14 protein-coding genes are annotated in these 16268 nt (G+C 35.2%); 13 read left to right on the forward strand and 1 reads right to left on the reverse strand.

The features are described from left to right. Positions 1-103 precede the first annotated feature (103 nt). The 7 genes from IGJ53_RS02880 to IGJ53_RS02910 all read left to right on the forward strand — a co-directional run bounded on the left by IGJ53_RS02880 (position 104) and on the right by IGJ53_RS02910 (position 6295). Positions 104-931: a DNA adenine methylase gene (locus IGJ53_RS02880; RefSeq protein WP_086285788.1), complete on the forward strand. Its 828-nt coding sequence runs from the start codon at positions 104-106 to the stop codon at positions 929-931. A gap of 2 nt (positions 932-933) precedes the next feature. After that, a complete protein-coding gene (locus IGJ53_RS02885) occupies positions 934-2280 on the forward strand; it encodes a DGQHR domain-containing protein (RefSeq protein WP_259741779.1) in 1347 nt (448 codons plus the stop codon). Positions 2281-2298: 18 nt separating this feature from the next. Next, positions 2299-3195, forward strand: a complete 897-nt coding sequence (locus IGJ53_RS02890; RefSeq protein WP_259741780.1) for a hypothetical protein — start codon at positions 2299-2301, stop codon at positions 3193-3195. A gap of 778 nt (positions 3196-3973) precedes the next feature. Then, positions 3974-4384 (forward strand): DUF1310 family protein, encoded by a 411-nt coding sequence (locus IGJ53_RS02895; RefSeq protein WP_010731999.1) that lies wholly within the window; start codon positions 3974-3976, stop codon positions 4382-4384. Next, positions 4377-5621, forward strand: coding sequence for a hypothetical protein (locus tag IGJ53_RS02900; protein ID WP_010732000.1), 1245 nt, complete (start codon positions 4377-4379; stop codon positions 5619-5621). The genes IGJ53_RS02895 and IGJ53_RS02900 overlap by 8 nt, the downstream gene beginning before the upstream one ends. A gap of 10 nt (positions 5622-5631) precedes the next feature. After that, entirely contained in the window at positions 5632-5997 is a 366-nt protein-coding gene (locus IGJ53_RS02905; protein ID WP_010732001.1) for a hypothetical protein, read from the forward strand. Then, a complete protein-coding gene (locus tag IGJ53_RS02910; protein WP_002373762.1) occupies positions 5990-6295 on the forward strand; it encodes a hypothetical protein in 306 nt (101 codons plus the stop codon). The genes IGJ53_RS02905 and IGJ53_RS02910 overlap by 8 nt, the downstream gene beginning before the upstream one ends. Before the next feature lie 174 nt (positions 6296-6469). Here the strand turns inward: IGJ53_RS02910 and IGJ53_RS02915 are convergent, their stop codons facing one another. Then, positions 6470-7135 (reverse strand): helix-turn-helix domain-containing protein, encoded by a 666-nt coding sequence (locus IGJ53_RS02915; RefSeq protein ID WP_259741781.1) that lies wholly within the window; start codon positions 7133-7135, stop codon positions 6470-6472. Between the two features lie 126 nt (positions 7136-7261). Between IGJ53_RS02915 and IGJ53_RS02920 the strand changes: the two genes are divergently transcribed. From IGJ53_RS02920 to IGJ53_RS02945, 6 genes are all read left to right on the forward strand, one after another. Then, positions 7262-9298, forward strand: a complete 2037-nt coding sequence (locus tag IGJ53_RS02920; RefSeq protein WP_042956881.1) for a DUF1430 domain-containing protein — start codon at positions 7262-7264, stop codon at positions 9296-9298. Positions 9299-9301: 3 nt separating this feature from the next. Further along, complete coding sequence (locus IGJ53_RS02925; protein WP_010732004.1) at positions 9302-9940, forward strand: ABC transporter ATP-binding protein; 639 nt, start codon at positions 9302-9304, stop codon at positions 9938-9940. Between the two features lie 376 nt (positions 9941-10316). Then, entirely contained in the window at positions 10317-11228 is a 912-nt protein-coding gene (locus IGJ53_RS02930; protein WP_010732005.1) for a peptidylprolyl isomerase, read from the forward strand. A gap of 313 nt (positions 11229-11541) precedes the next feature. Next, positions 11542-11889, forward strand: coding sequence for a hypothetical protein (locus IGJ53_RS02935; RefSeq protein WP_042956882.1), 348 nt, complete (start codon positions 11542-11544; stop codon positions 11887-11889). A 94-nt stretch (positions 11890-11983) separates the two neighbouring features. Continuing rightward, a complete protein-coding gene (locus IGJ53_RS02940) occupies positions 11984-12868 on the forward strand; it encodes a diacylglycerol/lipid kinase family protein (RefSeq protein ID WP_259741803.1) in 885 nt (294 codons plus the stop codon). Between the two features lie 223 nt (positions 12869-13091). Further along, entirely contained in the window at positions 13092-16259 is a 3168-nt protein-coding gene (locus IGJ53_RS02945; RefSeq protein WP_438749527.1) for an Ig-like domain-containing protein, read from the forward strand. Positions 16260-16268 lie beyond the last annotated feature (9 nt).

A 16268-nucleotide genomic window follows, 5' to 3' on the forward strand; every position in this document is an offset into this window, starting at 1 on the left:
TTATTATTTTTTTGAAAATATACTAGACATAATATGATATTATCTATTTATACAGAATAATACTATTATTTATAATATGTTTTAGAGGAGAACGAGAACTAAAATGAATGAAGATATACTTAGGGTTAAACCTTTTTTGCGATGGGCAGGCGGTAAAAGCTGGTTAAAAAAACATTTATATTCAATTATTGGAGATTTAAAGTTTAATAATTATTTTGAACCCTTTTTGGGAGGAGCTTCGATTTTTCTTGCAATTCAACCTAAAAATCAAGTCTATTTATCTGATTTAAATAAAGAGCTGATTGGTACATATTGTGCAATAAAAAATGATCCATATGCTGTAATAAAAGAGTTGAAAAAATATGAAAATACTGAAAAATTTTATTATGAAATGAGAAGTAAAGTATTTGATGACAACATTTTATCTGCTGCACAATTTATTTACCTAAATAAAACTTCATATAATGGTATATATAGGGTGAATAGAAGTGGCGGATATAATGTACCTTATGGATACAGACCTACTTATACAGTAGAAGAAGATAATATTTTGATGGTTAGTAAGTTATTGACAAATGCTACCCTAAGAACAGATGATTTCATGTCTGTTAAGAGTAAAATACAAAAAAATGATCTAGTGATTCTTGATCCTCCTTATACTGTTTCACATAATGAGAATGGCTTCATTAGTTATAATCAAAAGCTATTTTCACTGGAAGATCAATATAGATTACGTGAATTGATTGATTATATAAAAGAAATGGAAGCCTATTATATTTTGACAAATGCTGCTCATGAAAAAATTTTTGAAATATTTAACATTGAGGATGATTTCACTTACCCATTAACAAGAGCAAGTTTAATTGGCGGGAAAAACGCAAATCGAGGTAAAGTTAAAGAATTTGTTTTTACTAATATAAAGGAGATTTAAATATGAATGATAAGGATGTTTCTGTTTTAAGAAAGGAAGAACTTTTGGCTGAAAAAAGAGAAAGACGAAAAGAATACCATACTAGAAGCGTTCCTTTTTCTGAAGTAAAATCTTTGAGTAGGGATGGTTGGATTGTAGATAGAGAATTTAAAACAAAAGTTAGATTAAAGAAAATGAAATCTGGAGAAGAATTACTTGCCAATAGGATTTGGCTCTTATTTTACAATATGGGATTTAATAAACTTAATATCGAAAAAGTTTTAATAGAAGGCTTAGAAGTTGAAGTACTTTGTTCTGATGATGAGACTATATTATTTATTTTTAATAAATTTAGTTCTAAAAAACAAGATAGGACAAGTCTATTAAAGGATATTGAAAAAATATATGATAAAAAACACTCATTAATTCAATGGGCTCGCAGTAATTTTTCTAAAGAGAAGAAAAAATGTGCTTTTGTTTTGTCTACACAAAATTACGTGTTACCTGACCAAGACATTCTTTTTATGGAAAAAAATGGCATTACGCATTTTGATGAAGAAATGCTTTTATATTATGAAGGACTTGTAAATCATTTAGGGGAAGCATCCAGATATCAATTATTGGGATTTCTTTTTCCAGGACAAAAAATTCAAGGTATGGATAATAAAATACCGGCAATCGAGGGGCGAATGGGTGGACACAAATACTATTCTTTCTCAATAGAACCTGAGAAGCTATTAAAAATAGGTTATGTTTTACATCGAAATAATGCAAATAATAGTATGATGCCAACATATCAGCGCTTAATAAAGAAAGACAGATTAAAATCTATAAGAAGTTTTATTTCTGAAGGAGGCTTTTTTCCAAATTCTTTGATAGTTAATTTAGATACAAATGGAAAAAAATTGAGATTTGATAAAATAGGAAATCAAATCGAAGAATCAATTTCACGTGTAGGAATACTATATCTGCCGCAGCTATATAGATCTGCTTATATAATTGATGGACAACATAGATTATACGGATATTCTAATTTGAATTTTTCGGAATCAAATTCAATTCCTGTTGTGGCGTTTGTAAATCTTGATAGAAAAGAACAAATAAAGTTATTTATGGATATAAATGAAAATCAAAAATCTGTTTCAAAAAATCTAAGAAATACTTTAAATTCAGATCTTTTGTGGGAATCAGACTCTTTAAGTGAAAGAAAAACTGCATTAAAATTATTAATTGCTCAAAAACTAGGGGAAGATAGAGATTCTCCACTATATAATAGGGTCTTAGTCGGTGAAAATTCCAAAACAGATTACTGCTGTATTACAATAGATTTTATAAAAAAAGCCTTAGACGATTGTTCCTTTTTAGGATAATTTAATAAAAATAATGAGTTGATTCATAAAGGAACTTTAGATAATGAAAATAATGAAGAAACGTTGGATATCCTTCTAAAGTACCTTAAAGAGTGTCTGTGGTATGTTAAAACTAAAGTAGAGGATCAATGGGAAACGATTGAGAAGGAACAAGTTTTTATAGTAACTAATCCAGGTATTTATAGTTTGATTCGTATTATTGATGATATAACTAATCATTTGATGCATGAAAATTTATTAACTTTTGAAAAGTTATATAGTAAAGAAGACTTAAAGTTAGTTTTTGATTACTTAGATTATTTAGTAGATTATTATAATTCTATTACAGTAGAAGAGAAAAAAGCTATAAAAGGAAATTATGGAGCAGGGGGAAAGATTAAATATTGGAGAACTTTACAAAAGGAATTGAATTCTAGATGTAAGGATTTTTCTCCACAAGGAATGATGAAATATTGGGAAGATAATGATATGAGATATAATGAAATATCATATAGAATGATCAGAGATTTAGAACTCTATATAAAAGGGGACTGCAAAAAGAAATTAAAGGCTCAATTTGGGGATGATTGGTTTAAAAAAGGATTACCTAAAAAAGTGTATTCGGAAGCTAATACTTTGGCTATTGAAAAAAATTACGAAAAAATGGCTGGAGAAGAAGTTGAGCCATGGGATTGTCTTAATTTTATCCATTATAGAGAAATAGTTTTAAATAATTGGCAAAATGTGTTTGAGAAAGATTATACTTTGCCTGAAGATAAGAAGAGATCTGGGAAGAAAGCAGACAAGACAAAGTGGATGGAAAAGTTATCTAGAATTAGAAATGAAAACTTTCATGTATACTCAGTTACGGAAGATGAGTTTAAATTTTTAGAAAAAATACAGATGTGGTTACTTCCTAATAATAGCTATAAATGAATAAACCGATATCCTCATAAATAGAAGGGATTAAGACGATCTCTAATTATAAATAACTCTCTGTTTGTCTACATGCCACATTATTTTTATTACTTTTTGTCATTTTTGTAGCTTGATTTTTTATGTAGTTATTCAACTACTTCTAAAATTAAGATCCATATCAAAAATCATAGAGTCCAATGGTCAAACCTCTTTGAGTGGGGATAATGAATAAACAAATCAAAAAAGCCAGAAATACCTATATCTAGTTATTTCTGGCTTTTTTGATAGAAAAGTGACAGAAGAATAATACAAATAGCCTAATAATAGAATAGTTATTCATTTTTTTCTAACTATCATAATGAAAAAACAAATTTTTTCTAATAAAACAACGAAAAAATGTCTGGAAAATCGGACATAAAAGTGTTTGTTTTTGAGATGGCAACAGGGGTAAAGAAAGGACAAGATTGATAGAACTAGTTCTAATGATTAAACAATGTTGAAGATAACCCAAAAATAAACAGAAAAGACTTAAATATATAAGATATCATTCTCTTTGTTTAAATTACGCAAGAGTATGATATTTTTTCATTATCTAACTATTATTTTATAAACTTTTTTTATTTTTATAGTAAAAATATGGAATCCTGTATAAAGGCTTTTATGTTAATATTTAAATGAATGCGCTTTTATATAGTTAGGATTTTGTATAGAGAAGATAAATAAACCATTAAAATTATAAACTTTGTGATGAATTTATAAATCCCGGATCACTTTACTAACTAAAAAAGGAGCCTAAATGAAAAAGAAAAAACGATGGCTGATCCCACTGATCGGCGTACTCATACTTTTAGGAATAGGAGGAAAACTAGTGATAGACAAGCAAAATAAAGCAGAAAAGTTACAAAAAGAAATGATCGAAGTCGTGAAAAGCGAGGAGGCAAAACAGGTAGTTGAAGAAGGTTTGAAGAACTTGGACCCTAAAGCATTGACCCCAGAAGGAGTGATCCAATCTTATGAAATCGATTACAACAGTATAGAACACAATCCGATGGGCGGTATTATGTTTACAGCATATTTAAATAATGATAAGGAATTGTATATTCATGATTCTTTGAATAAATATAGAAATGAAGAGTTAGAAGGTGGAGGAAGCGCACTTTCACCTAAACTTAGCGAATTATTGAAAGAGAGTACAAATAATGACTAGTTATTATAGTGATAAAGAACATGTAGAAATTGCCCAGTTAGAATACAGTAAACTAAGTATGGGACAAGAGCTAAAAATAAAAGACAAAACTAAGACAATCGGCTACGTCTCCCAAGTCATCAACAACCCCTCCGGCGAACAGTCTTTTGTCATCACCCATACGGACCGCTTCGTTTCCCCGGTTGCGCCATTGCCGAAAAGATTGGCGGTTAAAGAAGTAACGGTGCTTTATCGCGGTTCGACAGGCTTAGACAAAATCAAGAAACAAACTGGCGATGTGTGGCAAGACTGGGTCGTCAACAATGTGGATATGGCACGTAAGATCCTCGCGGCTGAACAAGGCGCGCCACCCCCGCAATTAAGAACGTCTGCGGAGACCTTGAAGGAAGCGATGCGCCAGTATCCTAATGCCCAGTTTTTCGTCTATGGTCATTCTTTAGGCTCCATGAATGGACAATATGCTGTTGCTGATTTGTCATTGGAGGAAAGCAGGCGTCTTAGTGGAGGGTATTTTTTCCAAGGACCCAATATTTATACGGTATTGACGCCAAGTCAGCGAGTGACCGCTGATCTTCTGACGAGGTCAGGAAAACTGCATAATTATGTCGATGAGAAAGACTTGGTACCAATCGGCTATAGCAAAGACAAGCCAATGATCGGCCGAATGCGCCCAGTGTTGTCTAAAAAAGTCGGGTGGGTCGACCAGCACATGTGGGGTGGATATCAGTATGACCAATTCGGGAATGTCTTGCTTGATACGAAAGAAGAACCTGATGTGATCGGGTTGGAAACCCAGCAGCGTCTTGCTGGCATCGAAAACGTGAAGAGACACTTTCTAGCAAAAGGCAGTCTATCTTCTGCTCAAAAAATATTTTTGGATGCATCACAAGCCAAAGCGATTACTAGTGGGTACAAAAAAACAGTGGAGACAGAAATTAGTGAATTAAAGAAATGGTTCCAAACAGAAATTAGAAATGCCAATGAATTATGGCAAACGACAAAATTAGACGCCCGCTATTGGGGAGCAAGTCTGACATATTATGAAGAACTGGAAGCACTTGATTCTTGTGGAGTAACGGAACGGAGTATACGGATAGACCCAGTAAATGAATATGAACGAACAGTAGCAACGCTTAGAAAATCAGAAGAAGAGCTTGAAAGGCTGTTAAGAAACATTGAACAAACGATCAATAGGCAAGTAGATTCTGATCATGAGCTCAGCCATTACTTATTTTAGAGGTGAATAAATGGAACAAGAAATCAGAAGGAAAATAGAAGAAACCGAAGAAATTTATCGTAAAAATCGCGTAGCATTAGAAAACCATCTGGATTATCTGTCGAATGAGCAAAGAAAATTTCAACGCTATTTAGAAAATATCTCTGTGCAAATCAATGCCACCGCTAAACATTATGAGACCAACCCTCCCGAAAATAAAAGGGCAGTCTATCGTCTCTTAGAACAAGCAAGTGAAGAATCACGGCAACGAACACGAGCAACCCAACGGAATCTGGAAGAACGACTACATGAAAATCAATCTATATATAACAAAAAGATCCGTCAGTATGAAGAAGAATACAGAAAATCAAAAAGAGAGGGAGAATCCTATGTTTGAATTCGATTGGATTATGAATGGTGTAGATGCTTTACTTGAAGGAGCAAATAATGAATTAATCCAGCAACGAAAGAATCTGGAAAAACAACTCATCCGTTTACTTGTAGCAAGTCCCAGCAAAGCTACATCCCAAACTAGAAAATCCCTCACACGAGAAAGAAAAAGCCAAGGAGCAACTAAACTGAAGAATGCCAGTGATACCTATAAAAACAATGTTTCTGCTGCCGCCAAAGGCCAATGGGTAGATGCGGCATTAGACAATGTTCAAAGCGTCTCGAATCGGTTAAGGAGGTTGTGAGAGCAGTGCTTCTCCAGAATAAAAATCTCTGCCTAATCAAATTTTTCGATTAGGCAGAGATTTTTATTTATTTGACGACTTTCATCTCAAAGCTTTTTCAATTAATTTGTACCCCTGTTTTTTTGGATAAGATCATGTGCATTGATTTTTTCTATCTCTACGTTCATCTTTTACTTAATGCCTATCTGGCTCCTGAGGGGTTCTTTTTAAGGCGTCGTCATAGTCTTGACTGAGGATTTCTTGGTAATCTGAGGGAATGGCTTCCCAAGAGAGCAGGCGAACGTTCATGACGTGTTTTCCTTTGTGTTTGATTACAGCATGATTCTTACCTTTTTCTACCTCTCCAGCGTGAAAAGACAGCCATGTACCATGGCCAAAGATATCATTACATACCCAATGTTCGATGGAATTGTCCACGTATCCTACAGGGAGTGTGGTATAGCCGATTTGTTGTTTCAAAAAAGGATTGAATCGATCAACCGTTTCATTTTTGTATTGATAATTGATAAGAAAAAGATAGACCAAACAAAAGCCGAGCAGAAAGAAAGATAGTGCCTTTTTGAGTGATAATGGTGGTTTTGATGAATAAAATTTCTTGATAACAAGAGGTTCATCCGGCAATGTCGGTTCTATTGATTCGGCAGTTGGCTCAATAGAAGGAAAATCAATCGGTAGATCTAAAGTCTGATGTAAAAGTGACAGCATTTCAAAATCTGGCATTGTACGAGAATTTTCCCAACTAGAGATTGTTTTATCGGAAACACCGATTTTTTCGCCTAATTCTTTTTGAGTAAGGTTACAATTTCTGCGGTAAGTTCGTATTTTTTCTCCGATGTTCATCTTCTTCTCCTTTCGATTCTACAGTATATAGATTTATTCTACATGACCTATACACTTGATAGATACGTTTTTTTGATGAAAAACGGTATGATTTTATCAAAGAATAGTTTTAAGGAAAGGAGAGTGGTGATAATCAAAAAAAAGTTCACAGTTTTACTCACAATCATAGTGATCGGTATCATGATTGGTTTTGCTTTGGTTAGTATAAATAAACAGGTACTCTATCGGACAAATGAATTTTTCCACCAAACGGATGCTTATACTCCGATTCGATTGCCACAACATTTTATTGAGCGAGAAGAATATGAGCAGCTAATCATGGTATTTGAAAATGTATCTTCAGAAACTGAGCTTTCTTATATGAAAAAAACCGTAAACGAATCCAATGAAGTAGATACATCTTGGAACTTCAAGATACAGCCAAAGCTTGAAATGACATTGTATTATCAAGGGAATGTCAAATCTTCTCATGAGAAGGTACCCTATTCTAATACCTCCTTTCACGTAATGTCCATTGAAGAATCGATCAAAATAAAAGATTTTGAAGGTGAATTTTTCTTGATGACGAGAGAAAAAGAAGACTATGAACGGTTCATTTCACTATTTGTGGAACGATTCAATCAAGCATTTCACACTGGTTATGCGACTCATGTTTTTGAAGACTTTGAAAATAGCTATTCGTATTCGATTATTTCAAGTACAGACGTATATAATTATCGAGTGTATTTAACTATTGGATTGATTCTTTTATTCCATTTGTTGCCGTCCTTTTTCTTATTGATGAATAAAGAAATCAGTTTATTGTTGAATAATGGCTTTTCATTACATCAAGTATTGTGGTGTTTATTGGGGAAAAAGAAAATCATTACTACATTCATAATTGCAGGAATTATTGGTGGTTTTATTTTTATGTATTATAAGGAGCAATTTCTTTATTTGTTCCAGATGTACGTTTTCTTGTTCAGCGGAATATATGGTATCTCTTTGATTTCTCTTTTATTAGTTGAAAAAATCGCTTCGTTAAGAGAAGCGTTCAACTATATCCAATACATTCTTTTTACATTTGGATTGTTGTTTGCTCTTCTTTTGACCGTTGCCAATGTCGAATTAGCAACTATCGTTTTTTCTTCTTCACAGTTAGCTGTTTCCCATGAACCGCCAAAAGAAATCGCTGATGAAGACTATCATGTGTTTTATCCAGTAACCATCGGGAAAAACCATGTGGATTTTATTTATTCCAATCGTTTTGCATCAGCAGCAGATCAGGAATTATATGAAACTTTGAATAAAAACGGAAGTATATTAGTCAATGTATCAGATTACTTGAATGAAGAAAATGAACAGTTTGGCAGAGGGATAAAAATAAATCTGAATTATCTTAAGAAATTTCCTTTGATTGATGTCTCTGGAAGCTTGATCCAAATAACCGAAGAAGAAACGCACCCTGTTATATTGATCCCTGAACGATATAAACATACAGATTTAAAAAATGATCTGGCGCAAATAACAGAATATTATCAAGAAATCAGTGAAAAAGAACCGGAATTTCTATTTATAAAAAACAATCAACCCATTTATACATTTATTCCTTCTATCCCATGGATCGAACATTATCCGGTTGTTGAAATACTGACATTGAAAAACAGTACGTATTGGGAAAGAAATATTCTCAGCGGAGAAATCTATCCGCCGTTAAAGATCAAGATAGGCTCTTTGTCGGAAGAAAGGTTATTTGAGCTGATTGAAGAAAGTCAGTTACGTGATAACTTGCAGTTATCATTTCCGTATACTCAGACTGAAGAGATAGCTGTCAAAGTGTTAAGCAGATCATTTCATTACTTGATACAGATATTTTTACTCACTTTCTTTTCTTTCTTCTTGTTGAGCTATGTCATGTTATGCATATATTTTGTCTACAATTGTCGAAAAATCGCTATCTTTCGTTCAAGTGGTTATTCGCTCTTTGAAACGTATAAAGATTTCTTCATGATGAACCTCATCAAATGGGGGACGACAAGTGTAATCTTCCTTTTTCTTATAGAAAGAGAGCCTAAATATCTTTTTAATATTTTTTTCTTTAGTTTCATTGATTTTATTCTTTCAGTTGTTTTTATTTTGTCTACAGAAAAGAAAAGTCAGTTATTGTTGATGAATGGAGGTTAACAATTGGAGCCGTGGATAGTGATAAAAGGTGCGAAAAAAATCATTCGAAACAAAACGATTCTTCATTTGGATCGTTTCACTGCGGATGCTGGGGATCTTGTGACTGTTGTTGGAGAAAGTGGGGCAGGTAAAAGTACGTTATTGAATATATTAGGATTGAATGATCGGTTCAGTTCAGGACAATTCTATTTGTTCGATCAAGAGACGAAACAATTAACTGGAAGAGAGAAGCGCTTGATAAAAAGAAATATCATATCTTTTCTTTTTCAAGATTTTGGGTTGATTGAATATGAAACGATCGATTTTAATTTAGATATTGGATTGAAGTTTTCGAATTTAAATTCTTCGGATAAACGAACAGCAAAATATGAGGCATTGAAAAAAGTTAATATAAACAAGAAGCTAAGTACGCCTATCTATACATTATCTGGTGGTGAGAAGCAAAGAATCGCCTGTGCGAGAGCCTTATTGAAGAATAGCAAAATCATTTTAGCCGATGAACCAACTGGATCATTAGATAAACGAAATAAGGAGCAAGTCGTTGAAATCTTATCGCAACAGGCTTCCCAAGGTACGTTAGTTATCGTGGTCACGCATGATCCATATCTGACCAAAATAGGAAACAAGATGATCATGCTTTAGGGAACAAATAAAAAATCAACCTTTTTTTCAATAAAAACAACAAAAAAATGTCTGAAAAATCGGACATAAAAGAGTCTGATTTGAATATCCCAACAGTGAAAGAAGAAAAACAAAATTGATAACATTTGTTCTAAGAATTAGTTATGTTAAAAGCGTAACGCAAGATAGACTTGAAAAACGATAACAAAAGAAGTAGTATATTAAGGTGTGATATGCTACTTGACATTTATTCTGCTGAGCGAATTTTCTGGATTATGTAGCCTTATATCTATTCAGGACGTATCGAGCAGATTAGTAAAGGTGTTCTTGATGATTTTCATCTTGAGCACCTTTGTTTTTAGCAATTCGCAAAAAACGAAAGTAGGAGAATTGATAAATGAAAAAAAGATTTTTAGCACTTGCCATCGTACTAGGCGCTGGCTTATTGTCAGGCTGTACGAATGCCGGTGAAAAAACAGCCGTTAGTTATAAAGGCGGCACAATCAGCGAACAAGAAGTAATGGACAGCTTGAAAAAAATGCAAGGAGCAGACTCAGCTGTGCAACAGTTGATTGTTTATCAAGTATTTGAAGATAAATATGGAGATGACGTATCAACCAAAGAAGTCGATTCCCAATATGATCAAACAAAGAAACAATTGGGAGATTCATTTGATTCACAATTGAAAACTGCAGGTTACACAGAAGAAACATTCAAAGACAGTATCAAACAAAGTTTAGCCTTCCAAGAAGGCCTAAAGAAACATATCAAATTGACCGATGAAGATCTAAAAACGGCTTGGAAAACTTTCCATCCAGAAGTGGAAGCTCAAATCATCCAAGTAGCAAGTGAAGATGATGCGAAAGACGTGAAGAAAGCTGCTGATAAGGGAGACGATTTCTCTAAATTAGCCAAAGACAAGTCAACTGATACTAAAACAAAAGAAGATGGCGGAAAAGTGAAATTTGATTCAACTACTACAACGATTCCGGCAGAAGTCAAAGAAGCAGCTTTCAAGTTGAAAGACGGTCAAGTTTCTGATGTGGTCACTTCTACCAATGCTGCAACTTATGCTCCAGAATACTATGTGGTCAAAATGGTGAAAAACCAAAACAAAGGTAACGACATGGATAAATACAAAAAAGAATTGAAAGAAATCGCGACTGAAACGAAATTGAGCGACAGTGCATTTCAAAATAAAGTAGTCGGCGAAGTATTGAAAGATGCCAATGTAAAAATCAAAGACAAAGACTTTGAAAATGTTTTGAGTACATTTACTTCAGATTCCAGCACAGCAAGCAGTAAATAAGCGGAATAAATAAAAAATATGAACTATTTAAATCAATAAAACTGTTCATCTAAATCTTTTTATTAGAACTAAATCAACAGTAGTTTCATTACTACTTGATTTAGTTCTTTTTATTTAAAAAACTCTTTGTTTTAGTTGGAATCCAAGATAGCCACCCTAGATATTTTTCTGTATAATCTTAAATAAAGAAAACGATATCAAAAAATATACGTATACGTAGATAAATGGAGTGATTTTGCAAATTTCTTTTATTTCTAGAAGTTATTCACGTATAAGGATTTTTTTTCTCACAAATAAAAAGGCAGGAAGTACAATGGATCATTTGTATATAAAATATATTCATCGATTTTCCGTTTTGGTATTAGGCACCCTGATTATAGCAGGGATTGTAGCATTTATTATTCAAGACCATGAAACGTTAACGATACATAAAGAGTTTTTCAGTTATGCATGTGGTATTCCTCTTATCGCTATGAGGTCTGACAACAAAAATTGGAAGAGACGCTCTTACATTCTCCTGCTATTTTTGTGCTTTTATCTGCCGCCTAAAATTTTTACCTTATTAGGTGTGCAACGCCTATCATTTTCTTTTATTTCCTATATCATTGTTTTAAGTTTCTTCAGTTTCATAGTATGGCTGTTTTATTTTGTCAAAAAATAAATGAATGTTTCATGAACAGTACTTCATCACAGCCTAATTTTTTTCTTTATGCTATCGTTATATTAAAGAAATCAATGAGAAGGGAAAGAAAGTGATGAAAAAAGCTTTATTAGTGGTAAATCCCAGTTCAGGCGGTGAACAAGCAAAGGAATTTGAGCAATTAGCGATAGCAAAATTGGAATCGGTGTTTGATGAAGTGGTCGTCTTGCATACAAAAAAAGCAGGGGATGCAAAAAACTTTACTCGCGAGGCGGCTGTGGAAGGGTATCATAGTGTATTTGTCATGGGCGGAGACGGAACAGTCAACGAAGGAATCAGTGGAATCGCTGAACAAGAACATCGGCCAAATTTCGGCTTTTTCCCATTAGGTACGGTGAATGACTTGGCTCGAGCATTAGGGATACCGCTAGAACCTGAGGAAGCGATCAATCATTTTTCGATTGAATCAGTCAAACCATTGGATATTGGAAAAATAAATGATGACTATTTTATGAATGTTGTTGCAATTGGCTCTATTCCTGAAGCAATCAATGATGTAGATGCGGAGAAGAAGACGAAATTCGGAAAACTAGCTTATTTCATGTCAGGAATCAAACAGTTAGCTTCCACACAATCCTACTCGTTTCACGTAGAAGTTGATGGAAAGAAGGAAGAAATTGAGAGTAGTACCCTACTGATAGGACTAACTAACTCAGTCGGCGGATTTGAGACATTGCTTCCAAATGCAAAAGTGGATGATGGTAAGCTCCATTTAGTTTATTTAAAAGATTCTTCTTTGATCGATACGCTTAAAACATTGCCAGACCTATTAAAAGGAGTAGATGAATCAACGAAAAACCTAGCATACCTTACTTGTGAGCAATTAGTTGTGTCATTAGCTGATGTGGAAGAATTGACGACGAATGTTGATGGGGATGAAGGGGACAAATTACCTGTAAATATCAAAGTATTGCCCTCACATTTACAGGTTTATTGTTAAAATGGTGGTTGTGACCGAGGAGTTGGCGGGAGAACACCGCTTGTTCGGGATAAGGGACTGTGACAAGACTTTTGTCACAGCCTTTTTTTTGTACAAAAAAGAAATTTTCACCTAATAGAAAAATTTTTCCATAAAAATACATATTTTAAATATGAAAGTACAATTGGAAATAGATTAAAACGATAAAATAAAATTGTCAAAACGTCAGAGAGGATGGTGGAGAATGAATCAATATGTAAAAAAGCTGATTGCGTCGATTTTGTTTGTCTTCCCTCTCTTGATGGTGACATCCGTTTTTGCCGATGTAGAGAAAACAAACGAATCAACGCAATCAGAGAAACAAAGTTTTGACAAGACTACTTTTTCAGAAGAATCGATTACTTCTGAAACTACAGAATCCCAAAGTGAGGCTCCTACTAATAAAAGGCAAGAAGAAAATAAGACAAGTGAGACCTCAGAAGTAGCTGAACAAACGTCTGATAGCAGTGAAGCGGTACTGGCAAGAGCTGTTTCAGCGGATGGGTACAGCGAAGCTGCCACAACAGAAGAACTGGCTCAGCTTCTCGCAGACGAATCAGTAGCTAAGATCCGACTGACTCAGCCTTTGACTTTAGATAGGGAATTAGAAATCAAACGAGATGTCGTTATTGATTTTGGTGGATTCGCTCACAATTTTGGCACACACCATATTTATATCAATGAGATACCTCAGTCGATCGAGTTCCAGAATTTTAAAGGAACAGCTGCTCATCCAGGTGGACTGTTACCAAATATCGATGGAAATGCCATTATCATTGCTTATATGACCGATTTTTGGGGAAGCAGATATCATTTTACGGGAGAAATCAAATTCACTGGGACACTTGATTTGTATGATGGGTCCAAATTAGGACTGATTTACGCACCTCGTGCAACTGTTACATTAGATGGTGTTTCCGGTGTGTTGGATGTCCAACCAGTGAAAGAAGGGATGAATGCCGCTCCGGGTAAAGCCTATTTTTGTAGAAGCTATCAATTGAATGTGATCAATGGTAGTCAACTTTATGGACCATATCTAGGGAAATTCTACGGTTTTCTAGATTCAGGTGATGAGACTGGCAGTGGGAAAACAGCGCCAGGAATCCATATCTTAAGCGGTTCAAAGGTCTCTCTTGATTATGATCGGGCAGATGGCGTCAGCGATGAAGGAGAGGCAGTCGATACGCTACCTGGTAATGTCACATTTGAAGTCAGTGGTTCGGGAAGCGAATTTTCGGTAAATACAAAGATCAATATTACCAACGACAACAATCGCGGAATCATCCAAATGAGAGGTTCAGGATCGAAAGTCGCTGTATCGAATGGTGGAAAAATCACAATCAATACAGCAACTACTGGCGGATTTCGCCTGCAAGGAGATTCTAGTCAAATCCATGTATCAAGTGGTGGACAAATCTCGGTCGAAATGGCTGGAGATGGCGACCAAACTGGAAACAATGGGATGCGTTTTGTAGGAAAAGGCCTTTCTTTGATCGTAGAAGGAGCCGGATCAGTTATCGACATCGATAAGCAAAGTGGGCGTTCCAGCGCAGTTCGTTTTGAGAACGGTACGCAAAAGCTGACAGTAACCAATGGAGGTTCATTGAGGGTAAGAAATGCAGGGGATGGCAAATCTTACGTGAACAGACTCAATCAAGGAAACCAAGCGATCCAATTTTATGACGCTTCTGGTTTTCTAGAAAGTCCAGGTTCAGCTGATTTTACGGTCACTGGAGAAAAATCAAATATCGATATACGCGCAGATTCCGGAGCAACCGTAGATACAACTGGAGATATTGATTTAAATTTTATGGCAGGCGAAAAAACTTATTTAGTCATGGTCGGGAAAACAGGGGAAGATAAGACCGGCATCATCAGTGGGGATGTGTTGAATGTGGACTTAGAATCTCCTACCTATTTCGATTTCCAAAACAAACGGATCGGAAGCGAGACCAATGGCATAGGGGGCTGGGTATTCCAAGGAAATGGAGATTCTTCTTTAAAAATCGCCCATTCAGAAATCGCTTTATGGCGAAAAACAGGCGCAACATTCGATAACTTTGAAAAAGACCCGGATTATTTTTCTGATATGACAGACTTATCGATCAATGGGACCGACTTAGGCAATTTCGTATCAAGTCCTAGTGCAAGTTTAACAAATGAATTTTCTCAAACAGGTGCCGGAATGAAAAATTATAATCGAATCAGTGCCAATAATCAGATCCCGATGATTGAATCCTTAAGAGTACCAACGAATGCAGATAAAAAAATCTATGGGCATGTCGTTGTTCCCGAAGGTGTCGAGGCAAAGCCAAGAGATGCATGGACAGGCGAAGTAGAAGTGACTTTACGTATTACTTATGCAGATACGACGAAATCACCTGTAGAAATTACTGCTCTCACGCAAGGACAAACAGATGAAAATGAAGGGGCAGGATATAACCCATGGGGAGAAGGCGAACAAGGCGGCTTGTTCGAAGTTCAAGTACCCAACGATGAGAGATTAGAAACGGGGGATCAAGTGCAAGTTGTTGCTGCTAAAAAAGTAAGAGGCGGCCAAGAAGTGACAGAACTGGACTCTGCCAAAACGACAGTCGATGTCATTCCTCCTGAGCCTGCTAAATTAAGTACCACATTGATCAATGCAGCTTCTCGCTCAATCACAGGTACAGGCGAAGCAGGAGCTTTGGTTTCATTGAAAAAAAATCAAGCTGTTTTGTCAGAAACCACTATTGATGATACAGGGAAATTTGTTCTTTCTATCCCAGAAAATCAGCTTTTTGCAGGAGATGTATTAGAAATCGTATTAAACGACCAAGCAGGAGAAGCTGCTGCTAAGGGTGTACAGAATAAGCCAAGTACCAACGATGAAATCGGGAATCACAATCCAAGTGATACGCCAGTTGTCTATCATGATGCTCCGCCTTTTGCGCCTGCTGCGAAGATCGTAGTAGAAGGTGGTCTCTCATTTCTTGCCCCTTCCAAACTCGATTTTGGACAGATCAAAGCAACTGGTTTGACGCAAGAAGCATTTGGCCAAATGGATGGGCAGGAAAAATTATGGATTTATGACCAACGAGAAACAAAAAGTCCATGGATCTTAACAATAAAACTATCTCAGCCCTTTACAAACGATTCAGGATTTTCTATGCAGGATGTCCTTTATTTCAAGAAAGGCGAGGAGTATCAATTAGTGAATGAAGAAGAACTGGAAATTGTCGAAGGACAAAATTCTACGAATGCGCAAGCAGATTATTCAGAATATTTAAATAACGGTCGGGCGTTTAAACTTGTCTTAACCAAAGAAAATCAGATAGCTGGTGATTACTCAGCAGAGATGACATGGACATTAGCAGATGCGCCGACAGAATAAAGATCAAGG

Source organism: Enterococcus sp. DIV1283b (assembly GCF_051710965.1).
GTDB lineage: Bacteria > Bacillota > Bacilli > Lactobacillales > Enterococcaceae > Enterococcus_B > Enterococcus_B lactis.

Bases quoted from the DNA above. Each gene is read 5' to 3' on its own strand.
- IGJ53_RS02880 (WP_086285788.1), top strand. From the start codon at position 104: ATGAATGAAGATATACTTAGGGTTAAACCTTTTTTGCGATGGGCAGGC.
- IGJ53_RS02885 (WP_259741779.1), top strand. From the start codon at position 934: ATGAATGATAAGGATGTTTCTGTTTTAAGAAAGGAAGAACTTTTGGCT.
- IGJ53_RS02895 (WP_010731999.1), top strand. From the start codon at position 3,974: ATGAAAAAGAAAAAACGATGGCTGATCCCACTGATCGGCGTACTCATA.
- IGJ53_RS02900 (WP_010732000.1), top strand. From the start codon at position 4,377: ATGACTAGTTATTATAGTGATAAAGAACATGTAGAAATTGCCCAGTTA.
- IGJ53_RS02905 (WP_010732001.1), top strand. From the start codon at position 5,632: ATGGAACAAGAAATCAGAAGGAAAATAGAAGAAACCGAAGAAATTTAT.
- IGJ53_RS02910 (WP_002373762.1), top strand. From the start codon at position 5,990: ATGTTTGAATTCGATTGGATTATGAATGGTGTAGATGCTTTACTTGAA.
- IGJ53_RS02915 (WP_259741781.1), bottom strand. From the start codon at position 7,135: ATGAACATCGGAGAAAAAATACGAACTTACCGCAGAAATTGTAACCTT.
- IGJ53_RS02930 (WP_010732005.1), top strand. From the start codon at position 10,317: ATGAAAAAAAGATTTTTAGCACTTGCCATCGTACTAGGCGCTGGCTTA.
- IGJ53_RS02935 (WP_042956882.1), top strand. From the start codon at position 11,542: ATGGATCATTTGTATATAAAATATATTCATCGATTTTCCGTTTTGGTA.
- IGJ53_RS02940 (WP_259741803.1), top strand. From the start codon at position 11,984: ATGAAAAAAGCTTTATTAGTGGTAAATCCCAGTTCAGGCGGTGAACAA.
- IGJ53_RS02945 (WP_438749527.1), top strand. From the start codon at position 13,092: ATGAATCAATATGTAAAAAAGCTGATTGCGTCGATTTTGTTTGTCTTC.